The sequence below is a fragment of the Mycolicibacterium canariasense genome (genome assembly GCF_002101555.1).
Taxonomy (GTDB): Bacteria; Actinomycetota; Actinomycetes; order Mycobacteriales; family Mycobacteriaceae; genus Mycobacterium; species Mycobacterium canariasense.
The window spans coordinates 306,225-322,405 of the sequence record NZ_LQOL01000042.1 but is presented as its reverse complement, the minus strand read 5'-3'; the positions used below and the strand labels follow the sequence as shown (position 1 = coordinate 322,405).

Below are 16,181 nucleotides of genomic sequence, written 5' to 3'. Positions count from 1 at the left end.
CTGCTCAACGGTGCAGGTCGGCGAGGCTGGCGCGCAGGCCACCGTCGCGCCGGATCTGGATGCCGGCGACCGCCGCCATGACCGCGGCGGTGATGAAGTGCACGACGGCGTCGGTGATGTTGTTGGGAAAGGTGAACACGTAGGCCACCTGCTGGGAGAACAGCGCCCAGACGCCGGGCAGGCCGCCGGCGACCGCGGCTGCCAGCAGGTAGAGCACCGCCCAGGAATTGCGCAGGCAGAACACCAGCCCGGGTCCGAACAGGGCCGCGCCGGCCAGCGCGTGCCAGCCGTTGTAGTCCATGCCGAGGATCTGCACCGTCGACGCGCCGGGGCCGGTGGCGAAGCTGGGTTCGGCGATGAAGCCGATGACCGCCTGGGCCAGGTGCACGACGCAGATGATCAGCAGGCCCCACTGTGCGAAAGTCCAGCCACGACGGGGTTCGGTCATTACTACCCCCTGTAGTAGATCCGTTCTTCGACGGTACGACGACGAATTGGCCGGGTCAAGAGGCCCGCACCGGTTAGCGTGTCGGGGTGCAGCGCGTCGTCATCGCCGGTCTCGGGGATACCGGCGTGCTGACCGCGCTGCGGCTGGCGCGGCGTTTCGAGGTGGTGGGCATCTCGGCCAAACCCGGCCTGCTCAGCGGTCAGGAGCTGGGCGTGCGGGTGGCCCGACCGCAGGACTGGTCCCGCGACTACTGGACCACCTTCGACCGGTTCCGCGGCCTGGACCGGGTACGCACCGTGCACGGCACCATCACCGGTGTCGACCTGGCCGCCCGCTCCGTCGATGTCGACACCGGCCCGGAACCCTATGACGTGCTGGTGATCTCCACCGGCGTGACGAACGGTTTCTGGCGCCGGCCGGACCGCCAGACCGCCGAGCAGATCGACGCGCAGCTGGTGGCGGTACACGCCCGGCTCGCGGCAGCATCGACCATCGCGGTCATCGGCGGCGGGGCGGCAGCGGTCAGCGCCGCGGCCAACCTGGCGTCGGCGCTGCCGAGGGCGGCGGTCGACTTGTACTACCCGCGCGAACACGCGCTGCCCCAACATCATCGACGGGTGTGGCGCCGGGTCGAGCGCCGGTTGGCCGCGGCCGGGGTGGGGTTGCACGGCGGCCATCGGGCGGTGGTGCCCGACCACGCCGACGAGATCACCACCGGCCCGGTCGAATTCAGCACCGGACAACCCTCCGTGCACGCCGATGCGGTGCTCTGGGCGGTGGGGCGGGTGCGGCCCAACACCGGCTGGCTGCCCGCCGAGCTGCTGGACGAGCACGGTTTCGTGCGGGTCACCCGGCATCTGCAGGTTCCCGGCCACCCGGAGGTCTTCGCGATCGGTGATGTCGCGGCCACCGATCCGCTGCGCGCCTCGGCCCGCAGCCGAGCCGACGCCCTAGTGGCCCGTAACATCGCAGCATTCGTCGACGGGACACCGCTGCGCGAGTACCGTCCGCCGACCCGGCGCTGGGGTTCGGTGCTCGGCGCGCAACGCGACGGCCTGGAGGTGTTCACTCCCGGCGGCCAGGCCGTCCGATTCCCGGCCTGGGCCGTCCGGAACGTGTTGCAGCCCTTGATCGTCAAGCGGGGGATCTACCGCGGGGTGCGCACACCCGGCGAGTGACCGTCACGGGGCGCGCTGGGTGAGCACACCCGCGGCCTGGAAGGGCTTGAGTTGAGACTCGGTGGCCGACTCGTCGGTGACCAGGACGGCGCCGGGCGGGATCGGGGCCCAGGCATGGAACTGCCGTTGGCCCAATTTGGCGGCGTGCGCCAGGATGTAGACCGTGCCGGCCCGCTCGATCATGAGCTCCTTGAGCCGGGTCTGGTCCAGTTCGGCCTCGCAGATGCCCAGCTCGGCATGCACCGAGTCGGCACCGAGGAACGCCCGGTCGAAGGTCAGCCGGGCCAACGTCGCCTCCGCCAGCGGCCCGACGAACCCCTGGCTGAGGTGGCGCAGCGTGCCGCCGATGCATTCGACCCGGACATCGTCGGCGTCGGCGAGCTCCTCGAGCGCGCTCAGTCCGGCGGTGACCACCGTCAAACCGGGGATATCGCAGAGGAATTCCCCCATCGCACCGACCGTGGTGCCGGCGTCGAGCAGGATGGTTTCGCCGGGGCGCACCTGCGCGGCGGCCCATTGGGCGATCTGCCGTTTGGCGGCGTAGCCCTCCTGGGCGCGCTGCCGGAACGATGATTCGGGATGCGGATCCAGCGCGATGGCGCCGCCGTAGGTGCGCGCGATCAACCCCTGTTCGGTGAGCTGGCCCAGATCGCGGCGGATGGTGGACGCGGTGACGCCGAACTGTGTGGACAGTTCCTCCACGCTGGCCAGCCCGCTGGACCGCGCGAGCCGCACGATCTCGGCCCGGCGTGCCTGCGACCCGCGTACCGGCAAATCCCTATCCTTTGACAGTCGTTGTGCTGCTTGCCAATTCGGCGGCCTGCCGAAGAGCTTCGACCATACTACCGGCCTCGGCGATACCCTTGCCCGCGATATCGAAAGCCGTGCCGTGATCCACCGAGGTGCGGATCACGGGCAGACCGACGGTGATGTTGACCCCGGCCTCGATGCCGAGCACCTTCACCGGGCCGTGCCCCTGGTCGTGGTACATCGCCACGATCAGGTCGTAATCGCCACGTCCGGCCAGGAAGAACGCCGTGTCGGCGGGCAGCGGACCGTGCACGTCGATCCCGTCGGCGACCAATTTCTCGACGGCGGGGATGATCTTCTCCTCCTCCTCGCCGTACCCGAACAGGCCGTTTTCCCCGGCATGCGGGTTGATGCCGCACACCCCGATCTTGGGGTCCGGGTTGCCGGCGCGCACCAGGGCGTCGTGGCCGCGGCGCACGGTGCGCTCGACCAGTCCCGGCTCGATCCGCCGGACGGCGTCGATCAGGCCGATATGGGTGGTGACGTGGATGACCTTGAGCTTGGGCGTGGACAGCATCATCGACACCTCCTCGGTGCCGGTGAGATGCGCGAGCAGTTCGGTGTGCCCGGGGAACACGTGCCCGGCCGCGTGCAGCGCCTCCTTGTTCAACGGTGCCGTGCAGATCGCCTGGACCTCGCCACGCACCGCCAATTCGCTGGCCACCCGGATGTACTCATAGGCGGCGTGCCCGGCCGCCGCCGACAACTGTCCCCACGGCAGGTCGTCGGGCAGCAGGTCCAGGTCGATGACGTTGATGCGGCCGGGCACCTGCCGGGCGTCCGCCACGGTGGCGACGGTGACGATCTCGGCCGTGCTGCCCAGCAGGGCGGCCGCCTGCGCCAGCCGCTTGGCATCGCCGATCACGACGGGATTGCAGCGGGCCTGGGTGGCCGGCTCCAGCAGCGCGGGCACGATCACCTCCGGGCCGATACCGGCACCGTCGCCCATGGTGACGGCGACAACGGGAAGTCCTGTCATGAATTGTCCTTCAATTGGGGGTGGACATGCTGGGGACTGGCCAGATAGTCGGCGATGGCGACCAGACTGTCGCCGTCGCCGAAACTGCCAGGACGGGTGGCGACGCTGCGCCCGTCGGATGCGACCGACACCACCGCACCGTGGTGCACCTGGTGGATGGGCCGCAGATCGGTGAGACCGAGGGCATCGACGACCGCGCGGGCGGTCTCCCCACCGGTCAGAATCAGGTCGGGCCGCCGAGCGCCGAGGGCGGGCAGGGCAGAGGCCACCAAACGCCCGATGACGCAGGATAATTCGCTGGCGTGTTCGGGCCGGACTTCGCCGTCCACCGTGACCACCGCCGGTCCCGCCTCGAGGGCGCGGCACACATCGGCGGGATCGGCGGCACCGCTGAGCAAGTCACCGGCAGCCAGCGGCACGTGCCGCACACCGGTGCCGACCAGCCGGCGAACCTGTTCGGCCGCGTGCGGATGCGCCGTGCCGATCACGGCGAGCAGGCCGGCCGACGGCGCCCGGCACGCGAGGGCAGGTGCCTGCTCCGGCAGGGTGCGGGCCAGCGCGGCGGCCAGCGCCGACGTTCCGACCAACTGGGTGCCCGGTGCGACCGAGCGCACGATGGTGTCGAGGTCGGCGTCACTGGTGGCGTCGCGGACGGTGACATGGGGCCCGAGCAGCTCGGCCAGGGAGCGCGGCGGTGCACCGGATTCGGCCGCCCACGCGTCGGTGCGGTGCAACGGCACCCCGTCGACGTGCAACACCCCGCCGATCACGCTGCGGCGCAGCGCGGGCAGGGCGGCCGCGACCACAACCGGGCCGCGCTCGGCCAGCACGTCGACCTCGGCGCGTACATTGCCGCGCAACAACGAGTCGATCTTCTTGACCACCAACACATCCGGTGCCAGCCGGGTCAGGGTCGCGCGGTGTACCCGCCGGGCGTCCTGCGCCGTCATGGTGCGGGTGTTCAGGTCGAACACGGTGACCCCGGTGGCCGGGACAGCCCCGGCCGCGAGGCACAAGGTGACCGGGATGCCGCGGTCGAGGAACGCCGCGGCGGTTTCGGCCGCCCCGGAGAGGTCGTCGGCCAGCACGGCGATGGTGCCGGTCACAGCGACGCCCCCGCGCACTGCACGATGGTCTGGCCGGTGATGCTGCGGGCGTCCGGGCCGAGCAGGAACGCGACCAGTCCGGCCACCTCGGCCGGATCGATGAACCGGCCCAGCGGCGGCAGTTTCGGTGGGGTGTGCGAGCGGGCCGGGTCGGCCAGCATCGGGGTGTCGGTGGGACCCGGGGCGACGACGTTGACGGTGATGCCGCGGCCGGCGAGTTCGGCCGCCCAGGACCGCGCCATCCCCGCCAGCGCGGCCTTGGTTGCGGCGTACTGACTCTTGCCGGGATTCCCGGTCATGGTGCGGCTGCCGATCAGGACCACCCGGGCGCCGTCGGGCAACATCGGTGCCAGCGCGTCGACGAGCGCCTCGGCCGCACCGACGTGGATGCGCCACATCCGCAGCCCGTGGTCGGGATCCAGTGCACCGAGCGGCGCCGAGTACTGCAACCCCGCCGCGTGGACGACGGCGTCGACCGCGCCGAGGTCGCGCGCCCACCCGCGCAGCGCATCGAGATCACCGAGATCCGTTGTGAAGGAATCGAAACCGGTGTGCCGGATATCCGGCACCCGACGGCTCAGCCCGATGACGTGCCAGCCGTCGTCGAGTAGGCGGCGCGACACGGCGGCGCCGATACCGGAACTGGCGCCGGTGACCACCGCCATGCCGGTCATGTCGGCATCCATGCCGGGCCGACCTCGACGTACTCGATGGCCTGGCGGAACCGGGTGAACGCGATGTGCAGGGTGTCGCCGGCGGTGGTGATGCTCGGGTAGGAGTACTCCCGGTTCAGGCCGTCCCGGGAATTGTTGGACAGGCAGTACCCGTCACCGACTTCCAGATTGCGACGTACCGGCCAGGTCAGTCCACCGTCGTCGGACAGCGCCAGCGTCATCGGGGCGCGCGGTGCACCCCAGAACGCGGCGCGGGAGTCGCCGTCGACAGGTACCTGCGCCGCGGGGGCGGGCCCGTCGGCGGCCAGGCCGTCGTCGTCGATCTCGTCGTAGAGCGATGTGCGCCGTGCGGTGGCATCGGCGGCGCTGGATTCGTTGCACACCAGGGCCAGCCGGTCATCGGACAGCACCACGAACTGGATGGACGAATTGTTGTTCGGCAGTTCGGTGGGCTGCGGTGCCGACCACGTCTGGCCGTCGTCGGTGGAGATGCTGCGGTAGACGAAATCGGCCCAGCGGCTGCGATACAGCGCGACCAGACTGCCGTCGGAGCGCCGCCCGATGTTCATGTGCACCGCCCCGGTGCTGTCGGGCACCACCACCTCGCGCCAGGTGCCGCCGTCGTCGTCGGAGATCATCACGCCGCTGTAGTCCCGGTCCCCCACCCAGCGCTGTCCCGGGACGCGCACGCAGTGGAAGATCGGCAGCAGCAGCCGTCCGCTGGGCAACCGGACCAGGGGTTGGCGGACGAACACCCCGCCCTCCTCGGTCTCCGGCAGCAGCACATGCGGTTCGCCCCAGCTGTGCCCGCCGTCGGAGGAGATACGGCGCAGCACCCGCGCGGTGTCCTGGTTACCGGCGTGCTGTGAGGTCCACAGCAGCCAAACGTGGCGCGAATCATGCACGTAAAGAAGCGGATTCTGCTCCGACCGGGTCGGGTCGTCCGACAGTGCGACGGGTGGTGACCACACCCCGTCGGCGAGCCGGGAGAACCACACCCCGATATCCGGGACACCCTCCTGGGTGCCGGCGAACCACACGCAACCCAGCGTGCCGTCGGGCAGAACCGCCAGATTGGCGGCATGGTTCTGCACCCGCGGCGCGGGCAGCAGGGCGTCACGGCGGCCGGGCTCGGCGGTCGCGCGGACGATCCCGTCGGTGCGCAGCGATACGGTGTCCACGGTCAGTCACCCTTCAGTGACACGGTGGCCAGGTTGTAGGAGTTGGTGGGGCGCAGCGCAATCCCGTCGATGCGCGATCGCCTGCCGAGCACCGCCTTCGGCACGAACGACCACAGCATCGGGCAGGTTTTCCAGATGTCGTGCTGCGCCGTGGCCAGCAGTTCGGCGCGGCGCTTCGCATCCGGTTCCTCCGAGGCTCTGGTGATCTGGGCGGTGATCTCCGGGAACAGGTAACCGTGGTAGGTATCGCGGGTCTTCTCCTTCTCCTGCGTGCCCGCGTACATGCCCTGCATGATGGTCAGTGCCAACCCGGTGGGGCTGGGGAAGCCGTTTCCGAGGACGTCCCAGTCACCGGCACGGCCCTGGCGCCACTGGGCGATATCGCCGCCGGGTTCGAACTGGCGCAGGGTGGCGCGCACACCCACGGCCGACAGCATCTGCACCACCGATTCCATGATGTCGGTGTCGGCCGCGAATTCCCCGCTCTCCCAGATGATCTTGAGCGACAAGTCACGCAGGCCGAGCGCGTCCAGCTCGTGCCGGGCCCGGTCCGGGTCGTAGGTGTACTCGCCGGTCTCTACGGCGCCGTCCAGGCTCAGCGGGATGACACTCTTGGAGGCGGTGGCCGATTTCTGCAGCACGTTGTCGATCAGTGACGTGCCGTCGATGGCGTAGGTGAGCGCACGGCGCACCCGGACATCGGCGGTCGGCGCGCCGGGCGGCTTGCGGAAGTTGTAGAACAGCTGATTGAGCCGCACCCCGTCGGCATGATCCACCGCGACACCGGTCAATCCGGCCAGCTGATCGGTGGAGTCCGGCGTGATGGAGTCGATGACGTCCACCTCGCCGCTGCGCAGCGCCACCACGCGGCTGGATTCGTCGGGCATGAACCGCACCCGGACCGACTCGACCGACGGGCGCGGACCCCAGTAGTTGACGTTGCGTTCCAGGCTGTAGTTGCCCAGCCCGCGGTCGGCCGCGGTGACGATGAACGGCCCGGTGCCCACGCCACCCTGCAGATCCTCCGGCCGGTTGGCCGCAGCGGGGGTGACGAGGATGTTGGACATCAGGTAGTCGAGCACCGGAACCGGGCGTTGGGTGTTCAAGGTGAAACTGGTGGCGTCGATTTTCGCGACGGTCGGCCATTCGGGGAAGAAGCCGCCGACGAACCCGCCGTGCACCTGGCTGTACATCTGCAGGGCGGTCGCGACGTCTTCGACCTGGACCGGCGATCCGTCGGAGTAGCGGATACCGCGGCGCAGCCGGACGAACCACTGAGTGGGTGTGGTGAGCCGGAACTCCTCGGCGAGCACCAGCCGCGGGCGCAGGTTCTCGTCGATCTCGGTGAGCGCCTGGCGCACGGCGCGCTGCACGGTCAGCGCGGCGTCGTACTGCAGGAGCTTGTTGTCCAGGGTGGTCATGGACCGGTTCATGGCGAGGCTGATCGTGGTGGGACCCGGCCGGCCGGTGGGGGTGGCGCACCCGGCGGCGGCCGAACCGACGGCCAGGCCCGCACCCAGCAACACCCCGGACCGGAGCAGGTTGCGGCGCGAAAACTGCCGTTGGAGAACGGGTTTGGTCATCATCGACCCTCCGGGCGAGACTCTGCTGTGACGGCTGACACAACCGAACTCTACGCCCTAATGCGCACAACGCGCAATCGACTGCGCATACTTGCGCAAAACACGCAGGCGTGACATTGTGAGCTGAGTAACAGCACCTCCTCGTTCGACGAAGGACGTCTCGATGACCCAACAGCTCGACGCACCGGCCCGCCGGCCCGCGCGCCGCTGGTTCACCGCCGCCATGCCGAGATACATCATCCGGCGGCTGGGGCAGAGCTTGCTCACCGTATTCCTCACCCTCACCACGGTGTTCGTCCTGATCCGGTTGGCGCCGGGGGACCCGGCCGACGCCATCGCCGGGCCGCTGGCCACCACCGAAGACCTGGCCCGCATCCGCACCGATCTGGGGCTCGACGAATCGGTGTTCATCCAGTACCTGCGCTACCTGCAGGGACTGCTGCACCTGGACCTGGGCACCTCGTACTCGTTCCAGGCCCCCGCCTTCGACGTGGTGCTGGGCCGGCTGCCGTACACCATCACGCTGTCGGTCGCGGCCATCCTGCTGACCACCGCGGTGGCGGTGCCACTGGGGGTGTGGATGGCCCGGCGGGCCGACACCCGTCGCGAATTGGCCGCCAACGCCGTCACGATCACCGGGCAGTCCATGCCGGACTTCTGGACCGGGCTGATGCTCATCACGCTGTTCGCCGTGCTCATCCCGGTGTTCCCGGCCGCCGGTTTCACCACCTGGTCCAGCCTGGTGCTGCCGACGGTCACCATCGCGGTGCTGCAGGTCGCGCTGATCTCGCGGATGGTGCGCCGTGAGATGGTCGGCGCGTTCAACTCGCCCTACATCATCGTGGGCCGGGCCCGAGGGGTCTCCGAGCGCGAACTGATCTGGCGGTACGCCATGCGTAACTCGGCCATCCCGGTGCTCACCGCGCTCGGCACCAGATTCGCGTCGATGCTCAACGGCGTCGTCGTGGTGGAGGTCGTCTTCGCCTGGCCCGGTGTCGGCTCGCTGGTGGTCCGCGCGCTGGAGACCCGGGACTATCCGCTGATCCAGGCCACCGTGCTGGTGACCGCCGTGCTGGCGGTGCTGGTGCAGCTGGTGGTCGACCTCTGCTATCCGGTGCTCGATCCGCGGGTACGGCTCGGGAAGGGAACCACCACATGACCGCATCGCCGGCCACCACCGTCTATCCGGCCCCGGCCCAGGAGCGCCCGTCGGCCGTCACCGCCCGTGACATCGCCCGCGCCGGTGCCACCCGCCGGGCCAGGGACAGCCGGGTCAAGATCTGGATCGGCGGCATCGCCGCCCTGATCGTGATTCTGCCGGTGGCGTTCGCCCGCATCCTGCCGGTGCCCTCGCCGGACGCCACCGACCTGGCCGCCCGCCGGCTGCCGCCCCTGACCGGCGGGCACCTGTTCGGCACCGACCAGCTGGGCCGCGACGTGCTCGCCCGGGTGCTCTACGGCGGGCAGGTGTCCCTGGCCATCGGCATCCTGGCCGTGGTGGTGTCCGGCCTCATCGGCTTGACGCTCGGCGCCATCGCGGGCTATCGCGGTGGCTGGGTCGACACCGTGGTCAGCCGCCTGCTGGAAGCCCAGCTGTCGCTGCCACTGCTGATGATGCTGCTCCTGGTGGTGGCCCTGTTCGGGCCGTCCATCCCGGTCATCACCTTCGTCATCGCCATTGCGCAGTGGCCCGAGATCGCGCGCCTGACAAGGTCCTTGACGTTGGTGGAGCGGGAGAAACCCTATGTGGCGGCCGCGCACGTACTGGGCCTCGGGCGCACCGCGATCCTGCTGCGCCACATCATCCCGAACATCGTCAAGCAGGTCTCCCTGGTGGTACTGCTGCTGCTCGCGCAGGCGGTGCTGCTGGAAAGCGCGCTGAGCTACCTCGGTGCCGGCCCGCAGCGCCCGTTTGCCACCTGGGGCCGCATCATCTCCGACGGCCAGGATTACGTCACCACCTCGTGGTGGCTGGTCACCCTGCCGGGGTTGGCCATCGCGCTGTTGGTGGTCGGGGTGAATCTGCTCGGCGACGGTCTGCGAGATCACGCCGGCTTCCCCAAAACCGGTCTGCTGAGCCGGTTCTCGCTCCGAAAGAAGGCGGCCTGAGATGGCGAAACTGCTCTGCGTCGAGGAACTCCAGATCGAGCTGATCACCGCGGCGGGCGTGATCCGCGCCGTGGACGGCGTGTCCTTCGACATCGAGGCCGGTGAAACCGTCACCATCATCGGCGAGTCCGGATCGGGGAAGTCCACCACCGCGATGGGCATCCTCGGGCTGTTGCCGGCGGACCTGGCCGTGTTGTCCGGGTCGGCGACCTTCGGGGGCCGGCCCATCCTGGGGGACGACAGGGCGCTGTGTGCCGTTCGCGGTCGGCACATCGCCCTGATTCCGCAGGATCCGATGACGGCGCTGAGCCCCGTGCACACCATCGGCGCACAGCTGCGCGACGCCATCCGGCACAGCGGTGTCAGCGGCCGGGCGCGGCAGCGCGAGCGCGCGGTGGAACTGCTCGAACAGGTGAAGATCCCGCGGCCCGCCGAACAACTCGGCAAGTACCCGCATCAGCTCTCCGGCGGTCAGCTGCAGAGGGTGCTGATCGCGGCCGCGCTCGCCGCCGGGCCCGAGTTGATCGTCGCCGACGAACCCACCAGTGCACTCGATGTCACCGTGCAGGCCAGCATCCTGGACCTGTTACTGGAACTGCAGGAGCGCACGGGTATCGGCATGCTGCTGATCACCCACGACCTCGGGGTGGCGCGGTTGATGTCGGACCGTATCTTCGTGATGCGCAACGGGCGGTTCGTCGAGGGCGGAGCCGCCGAGGAACTGCTGCGCGCCCCCCAAACCGAGTACACCCAGCGGCTGCTGGCCGCGGTACCGCGGCTGGACAATGCGGCCACGATCGGAGTTCCGGCATGAGCGAGCTCTTGACGGTGACGGACCTCGTCGTCGAATACCCCAACGGCAACGGCGTGTTCCGCGCGCTCGACGCCGTCAGCTTCACCGTGCAGCGCGGCACCACCCTGGCCGTCGTCGGGGAGTCGGGGTGCGGCAAGTCCACCCTGGCAAAGGCCATCGTCCGCCTGCTCACCCCGACGTCGGGCCGGATCGTGTTCGACGGCACCGATATCGCCGCGCTGTCCGAGCGCGCCCTGCGGCCGCTGCGCTCCCGCATCCAGATGGTGTTCCAGGACCCGTACGGATCGCTGGACCCGCACCTGGATGCCGTCGACATCGTCGCCGAACCCCTACGCCTGCAGGGCATCAGCAGCCGGGCCGCGCGCCGGCAGCGGGCCGCCGAACTGATCGACCGGGTGGGGTTGCCCTCGACGGCGCTGCACCGCAAGCCCGCCGAGTTCTCCGGCGGACAGCGGCAACGCATCGGGATCGCCCGCGCCCTGGCAAGTGGACCCGACCTGCTGGTCTGCGACGAGGCGACCAGCGCGCTGGACGTGTCGGTTCAGGCGCAGGTGCTCGGCCTGCTGCGCGAGATCAAACGCGACACCGGCCTGACCTACCTGTTCATCACGCACAATCTCGGGGTGGTGCGCGAAATCAGTGACAGCATCATCGTGATGCGGGGCGGCGCCATCGTCGAGCAAGGCGCGAGCGCCGAAGTGCTCGCGCATCCGCAGCAGTCCTACACCCGCGCTTTGCGCGCGGCGGCGCTGGACCCGACCGCCATGGTCGGCGTCAAACCACGAAACGTATTGCGTATCAACCAGGAACAGGGAGTCGCATAGTGTCCGACCTGCAGTTGTCCCCGCTCGTCCTGGGCACCATGACCTTCGGCGACACCGTCGATACCGTGGGCGCCCAACGGATGTTCGACGCGGCATTGGATGCGGGTATCACCCACGTCGACACCGCCAACGGGTACGCGGGCGGCGAGACCGAACGCATCCTGTCCGGGCTGCTCAAGGAGCGGCGGGACCGGGTCACCCTGGCCACCAAGGCCGGGATGCCGCACCCGGATGCGGGCGGGCACGCGCCGCTGTCGGCCGCCGGATTGCGTGCCAGCATCGAAGGCAGCCTGTCCCGTCTGGGCACCGACCACGTCGAGTTGTTCTACCTGCATCAACCCGACCGCGACACACCGCTGGCCGAAACCCTGTCCACCGTCGCCGAATTGGTGAAGGAAGGCAAGATCGGCGCGTTGGGGGTGTCCAACTACGCGGCGTGGCAGATCGGCGAGATCAACCACCTCGCCGACGAGGTGGGGGCGCCGCGGCCGCTGGTCGCCCAACAGCTCTACAACCTGCTGGCGCGCCGGATCGAGGACGAGTACGCGGAGTTCGCCGCGGTCACCGGGTTGACCACCATGGTGTACAACCCGCTCGGAGGTGGATTGCTGACCGGGCGGCACACGTTCGACGCCGACCCCGCCGACGGACGGTTCGGAACGTCCCGGTTGGCCCAGATGTACAAGCAGCGCTACTGGAACACTGCGATTTTCGAGGCGATCGAGGCACTGTCGGTGATCGCCGAGAAGGCCGGTGTGCCGCTGACCGAACTGGCGCTGCGCTGGCTGCTGTCCAAGCCGGTGACCGGGCCGATCCTGCTCGGCGGCTCGAAAGTCGGCCATCTGCAAGCCAATATCGCGGTGCTGGCGAAGGGACCGCTGCCCGCCGACGTGGTGGAAGCCTGTGATGATGTGGGTGCGGCACTGCGCGGCCCGATGCCGAACTACAACCGATAGGTCGACGATGAGCGCACACGAATTCGCCGCCCGGCTGCGCCGCCGGGAACGCATCCTGGGTTACTGGTCGGTGCTGGACTGTCCCGTCGCGCACGAGTGGCTGGCGCACGTCGGCTGGGACTACCTGGCCCTGGACCTGCAGCACGGGCTGATCGGCTACTCCGGCATGCTGGCCGGCCTGACGGCCATCGACGCAGCGGGCGGGCCGGTGGGGCTGGTCCGCGTCGAAGCCAACGATCCGACCCCGATCGGGCGGGCGCTGGATGCCGGGGCCGCCGGGGTGATCGTCCCGCTCGTCAACACCGCCGACGAGGCCGCGGCCGCCGTGGCCGCGGCGACCTACCCGCCCAACGGAATCCGCTCCTACGGTCCGATGCGCTCCCAACTGCGGATCGGGCCGCTGCCCGCCGACGCCGACCGGGACACCGTCGTGCTGGCGATGATCGAGACCCCGCGCGGCCTGGCCGAGGTGGCCGAGATCTGCGCCGTGCCCGGCCTGGACGGCGTCTACGTCGGCCCGTCGGATCTGCGGCTGGCCGTCGGTGGTGCGCACTCCAACGACCCCGCCGTCGCCGACGAGTTCGAGGCCGCCCTGCAGAAGGTGCGCGAGGCCGCCGCGGCGGCCGGTATCGCCGCGGGCATCCACACCCCCGACGGGGCGACCGCGGCACGACGGCTGGCCCAGGGCTTCACCTTCGCCTCGGTCGCCTCGGACGTCACCCACCTCAAGGCGGTCTCGGCCGGGCATCTCAAGGACGCGCTGGGCGGGTAGCCCCGACCCGGAATACGGGACACGGGCGGCACGGTTGCGCTCCGATGTGACCGCTTCCACACCCGAGACCTTCGATCCGCATGCCCTGCTCGCCGAAGCCCGGCTCGGCGTGCTGGCCACCATCAAGGCCAACGGCCTCCCACAGCTGTCCCCGGTGACGCCGTTCTACGACCGAGCGGCCGGCGTCATCTACGTCTCGATGACCGACGGCCGGGCCAAGACCGCCAACCTGCGCCGGGACCCTCGGGCGGCGCTGGAGGTGACCAGTGCCGACGGCTGGGCCTGGGCCACCGCCGAGGGCGCGGTGACGCTGACCGGCCCGGGCACCGATCCGGACGGACCGGAGGTGGCCGCGCTGGTCGACTACTACCGTGCCGCGGCCGGGGAACACCCGGACTGGGACGAGTACCGGTCGGTGATGGTGTCCGACCGGCGCGTGCTGATGGCGCTGCGGGTGCAGCGCGTGTACGGCGAGAAGCTGCGCTGACCGGCCGCCCGGGGCGATAGCCTGGGCCCATGCATGTGACATCGCAGGCGACCGTGGCCGCACCGATCGACACGGTGTGGGCCACCCTCACCGATCACGTCGGGATGGCGTCCTGGGTGCCGGGCCTCAGCGTCAGTTTGGGCCGACCCGGCTCGCCCGAACCCAACGGGGTCGGCGCCGTCCGGAGGATCAAGACGCCGGGGCCGGGGCCCGACATCGTCGAGGAGGTCGTCACCTTCGAGGCGCCGCACGTGTTCGGTTACAAGGCGCTGTCCGGGACGCCGTTTCCCGGCTACACCGGCGAGGTGCGGTTGACGCCGGTGGGCACCGGCACCCGCATCGACTACACCGTCGCCTCCACGGCCTCGTTCCCGTTGGTCAAGGCGCCCCTCGCGGTGATCGCGCAGGTGCTGCTGCGGTTGCTGGTGCGGGCAGCGTCGCGCGCCTGATCCCAGATGTCTCGGCCGCTCGAGGCGGTGGCCGCCTAGATCCGCGGCATCTCGGCGTTGATGGTGTCGAGTAGCGCGGGGTAGCGCTTGGCCTCGGGGTGTCCGCTGGGCTTTCCGCTGCTGACCACCGCCACCGACAAGGCGCGCTCCGGGTCGGCCCACACCGCGATATCGGTGAGCCCGGTGTGTCCGAACGCGCCGGCCGCGTCCCGCCCGAAGGGGCCGAACCGCTTGGACCCGAGCATGTACCCGGTGCCCCACCGCATCGGCGCCAAACCGGTCGCCAGATCGGGGCGTAGCCGGCGTGCCTGCCGGGTCGTGTCGCGCAGGGTCTCCGGTCGCATGATCCGTACCCCGTCGAGTTCACCTCCGCGGCAAAGGATCTCGGCGAACCGGGACAACTCGTCGGCGGTGGACACGGTGTTCGACGACGGGACGATCCCGGTCAGGAACTCGGGGGTATTCGACAGCGGGATGATCTGCTGCGGTGTCCCGCCGACGGCGAGCTTGAACGCCTTGGCGATCGGCGGGGGCAGCGGCTTGCCGGTCACGTGACTGGGCGCAACCAGCGGAACATCTTCTGGCGCAACGCCATAGTTGGTCCACCGGAACTGCAGCGGGGCCAAGATCTCGTCGCGCAGGATGTCGCGGATGCTGCGACCGGTGGCCGCCGAGATGATCTCGCGCATCAGCGGGCCCCACGTCAACCCGTGGTAGATGTGCACCAAACCCGGCCGGTACACCGGCTTCATCTGGCCCAGCATCTCGCGGGCGTAGTCGCTGTCGTCCATCCGCCGTAGGTCGGGTTTCGGCCCGGTCGCGAATGGAATGCCCGCGCTGTGGGTGAGCACGTGCCTGATGGTGGTGCGGTCCTTACCGTGGCTGGTGTAGCTGGGCAGGTAGTCGCACACCCGGTCCTCCAGCGCGAACGTACCCCGCTCGACCAGCATGTGGGCGACGGTGGTGGTGATCGCCTTGGCTGCCGAGTACACGCAGAACGGAGTGTCGGTGCGGACCGGGATCTTCTCGGCATCAACGGGATCGGCGGGACCGTTGCCCCAGCCGTGGCCGATGGCGCGGTTGAGCACCACCTTACCGCGGTGGCGCAGGCAGACCTGGATCGCCGGCTGCATCCCGGCTTGATACCAGTGCCGGGCCTTGTCCCAGATCCGTTCCACCGCTCGGGGATCGATATCGGAGTGGTCTTCGGGCGCGCGGTCGGTCACCTCGTCGAGATCGGCGGGCACCCGGATCCGGCCGTCGAGTGGGGTGGTGGTCGTCATGACTGCCTCCGCAAGGTCGCCGACAGGTGATGCTGCAGTGGTTGCCCCACGGCTCCCATCCGCACGGTGTAGGTGAGCTCGTCACCGGTCAGTGCGAACGAACGAGCCAGTGCCGTCACCTCTTTGGCGGAGGCCGACCGACCGATGGTGGTGGCGGTGACGTCGATACGCAGCGGCTCGACGTCCAGCGAACCCTCCAGGACCTCCACGATGCCGGTCGGATGCGCGATCAGGAACTCCACCCGGCCCGGTGCGGGCACCCGCACGTACCCGGACTCGGCGTGCAGCGGCCGGCCGTCGTCGGCGGCCTTGGTGCGCTGCGAGTACGCCAGGAACGGCTTGCCGACATGGTCGAACGTGACGGACTCCAGATAGCCGAACGGTTCGATGGTCGGGTATTCACCCGCGCCGGGTCCGGTCCAGGTGCCGAGCAGGGGAGCCAGAACGGCGACTGCGGGATGAAGGTCGGGCACGCTCGCCAGCCTACGGCGTGGTGAACTGGTGCCGAGATGACGCAGGCCCGCGAGC

Annotated in this window: 18 protein-coding genes; 9 read left to right on the top strand and 9 right to left on the bottom strand. The window is 69.8% G+C overall.

Annotated elements, in window-relative coordinates:
* Window positions 1-4: 4 nt before the first annotated feature.
* Window positions 5-448, bottom strand: a complete 444-nt coding sequence (locus AWB94_RS10795) for a DUF4383 domain-containing protein (RefSeq protein ID WP_062660452.1) — start codon at window positions 446-448, stop codon at window positions 5-7.
* An 86-nt stretch (window positions 449-534) separates the two neighbouring features.
* Here AWB94_RS10795 and AWB94_RS10790 point away from each other — a divergent pair, with 86 nt between their 5' ends.
* Complete coding sequence (locus AWB94_RS10790; RefSeq protein ID WP_062660451.1) at window positions 535-1,626, top strand: FAD-dependent oxidoreductase; 1,092 nt, start codon at window positions 535-537, stop codon at window positions 1,624-1,626.
* Between the two features lie 3 nt (window positions 1,627-1,629).
* Here the strand turns inward: AWB94_RS10790 and AWB94_RS10785 are convergent, their stop codons facing one another.
* The 6 genes from AWB94_RS10785 to AWB94_RS10760 are packed head-to-tail and all read right to left on the bottom strand — an operon-like array spanning window position 1,630 to window position 7,959.
* Window positions 1,630-2,400 (bottom strand): DeoR/GlpR family DNA-binding transcription regulator, encoded by a 771-nt coding sequence (locus AWB94_RS10785; protein WP_062660450.1) that lies wholly within the window; start codon window positions 2,398-2,400, stop codon window positions 1,630-1,632.
* Between the two features lie 4 nt (window positions 2,401-2,404).
* Window positions 2,405-3,415, bottom strand: coding sequence for a 4-hydroxythreonine-4-phosphate dehydrogenase PdxA (gene pdxA, locus AWB94_RS35775; protein ID WP_062660449.1), 1,011 nt, complete (start codon window positions 3,413-3,415; stop codon window positions 2,405-2,407).
* On the bottom strand, window positions 3,412-4,521 hold the full coding sequence (locus AWB94_RS35770) for a four-carbon acid sugar kinase family protein (RefSeq protein WP_165605442.1): 1,110 nt from the start codon (window positions 4,519-4,521) through the stop codon (window positions 3,412-3,414). The genes pdxA and AWB94_RS35770 overlap by 4 nt, the downstream gene beginning before the upstream one ends.
* On the bottom strand, window positions 4,518-5,207 hold the full coding sequence (locus AWB94_RS10770; RefSeq protein ID WP_062660447.1) for an SDR family NAD(P)-dependent oxidoreductase: 690 nt from the start codon (window positions 5,205-5,207) through the stop codon (window positions 4,518-4,520). Before AWB94_RS10770 ends, AWB94_RS35770 begins: the two co-directional genes overlap by 4 nt.
* Window positions 5,192-6,376: a sialidase family protein gene (locus AWB94_RS10765; protein ID WP_234811689.1), complete on the bottom strand. Its 1,185-nt coding sequence runs from the start codon at window positions 6,374-6,376 to the stop codon at window positions 5,192-5,194. The genes AWB94_RS10770 and AWB94_RS10765 overlap by 16 nt, the downstream gene beginning before the upstream one ends.
* Before the next feature lie 2 nt (window positions 6,377-6,378).
* A complete protein-coding gene (locus tag AWB94_RS10760; RefSeq protein ID WP_024451823.1) occupies window positions 6,379-7,959 on the bottom strand; it encodes an ABC transporter substrate-binding protein in 1,581 nt (526 codons plus the stop codon).
* A gap of 223 nt (window positions 7,960-8,182) precedes the next feature.
* Here AWB94_RS10760 and AWB94_RS10755 point away from each other — a divergent pair, with 223 nt between their 5' ends.
* From AWB94_RS10755 to AWB94_RS10720, 8 genes are read left to right on the top strand one after another with little or no spacing between them, the layout of a single operon-like run.
* Window positions 8,183-9,118, top strand: a complete 936-nt coding sequence (locus AWB94_RS10755) for an ABC transporter permease (RefSeq protein WP_024451824.1) — start codon at window positions 8,183-8,185, stop codon at window positions 9,116-9,118.
* Window positions 9,115-10,068 (top strand): ABC transporter permease, encoded by a 954-nt coding sequence (locus tag AWB94_RS10750; RefSeq protein WP_062660445.1) that lies wholly within the window; start codon window positions 9,115-9,117, stop codon window positions 10,066-10,068. Before AWB94_RS10755 ends, AWB94_RS10750 begins: the two co-directional genes overlap by 4 nt.
* Window position 10,069: 1 nt before the next feature.
* Window positions 10,070-10,882: an ABC transporter ATP-binding protein gene (locus AWB94_RS10745; RefSeq protein WP_024451826.1), complete on the top strand. Its 813-nt coding sequence runs from the start codon at window positions 10,070-10,072 to the stop codon at window positions 10,880-10,882.
* Window positions 10,879-11,706 carry an ATP-binding cassette domain-containing protein gene (locus AWB94_RS10740; RefSeq protein ID WP_062660444.1) on the top strand — a complete coding sequence of 276 codons (828 nt, stop codon included), beginning with the start codon at window positions 10,879-10,881 and terminating at the stop codon, window positions 11,704-11,706. Before AWB94_RS10745 ends, AWB94_RS10740 begins: the two co-directional genes overlap by 4 nt.
* A complete protein-coding gene (locus AWB94_RS10735) occupies window positions 11,706-12,662 on the top strand; it encodes an aldo/keto reductase (protein ID WP_234811688.1) in 957 nt (318 codons plus the stop codon). Before AWB94_RS10740 ends, AWB94_RS10735 begins: the two co-directional genes overlap by 1 nt.
* A 7-nt stretch (window positions 12,663-12,669) precedes the next feature.
* On the top strand, window positions 12,670-13,434 hold the full coding sequence (locus AWB94_RS10730; RefSeq protein ID WP_036399411.1) for an HpcH/HpaI aldolase family protein: 765 nt from the start codon (window positions 12,670-12,672) through the stop codon (window positions 13,432-13,434).
* 46 nt (window positions 13,435-13,480) lie between these two features.
* The gene (locus AWB94_RS10725) at window positions 13,481-13,921 is read left to right on the top strand and encodes a PPOX class F420-dependent oxidoreductase (protein WP_036399413.1); all 441 of its coding nucleotides are present in this window, start codon (window positions 13,481-13,483) and stop codon (window positions 13,919-13,921) included.
* A gap of 29 nt (window positions 13,922-13,950) precedes the next feature.
* Window positions 13,951-14,370: an SRPBCC family protein gene (locus AWB94_RS10720; RefSeq protein ID WP_024451831.1), complete on the top strand. Its 420-nt coding sequence runs from the start codon at window positions 13,951-13,953 to the stop codon at window positions 14,368-14,370.
* A 35-nt stretch (window positions 14,371-14,405) separates the two neighbouring features.
* On the opposite strand, the gene lipE is transcribed toward AWB94_RS10720, so the two are convergent.
* A complete protein-coding gene (lipE, locus tag AWB94_RS10715) occupies window positions 14,406-15,653 on the bottom strand; it encodes a lipase LipE (RefSeq protein WP_062660443.1) in 1,248 nt (415 codons plus the stop codon).
* The gene (locus tag AWB94_RS10710) at window positions 15,650-16,126 is read right to left on the bottom strand and encodes a peroxynitrite isomerase (RefSeq protein ID WP_062660442.1); all 477 of its coding nucleotides are present in this window, start codon (window positions 16,124-16,126) and stop codon (window positions 15,650-15,652) included. The genes lipE and AWB94_RS10710 overlap by 4 nt, the downstream gene beginning before the upstream one ends.
* Window positions 16,127-16,181 lie beyond the last annotated feature (55 nt).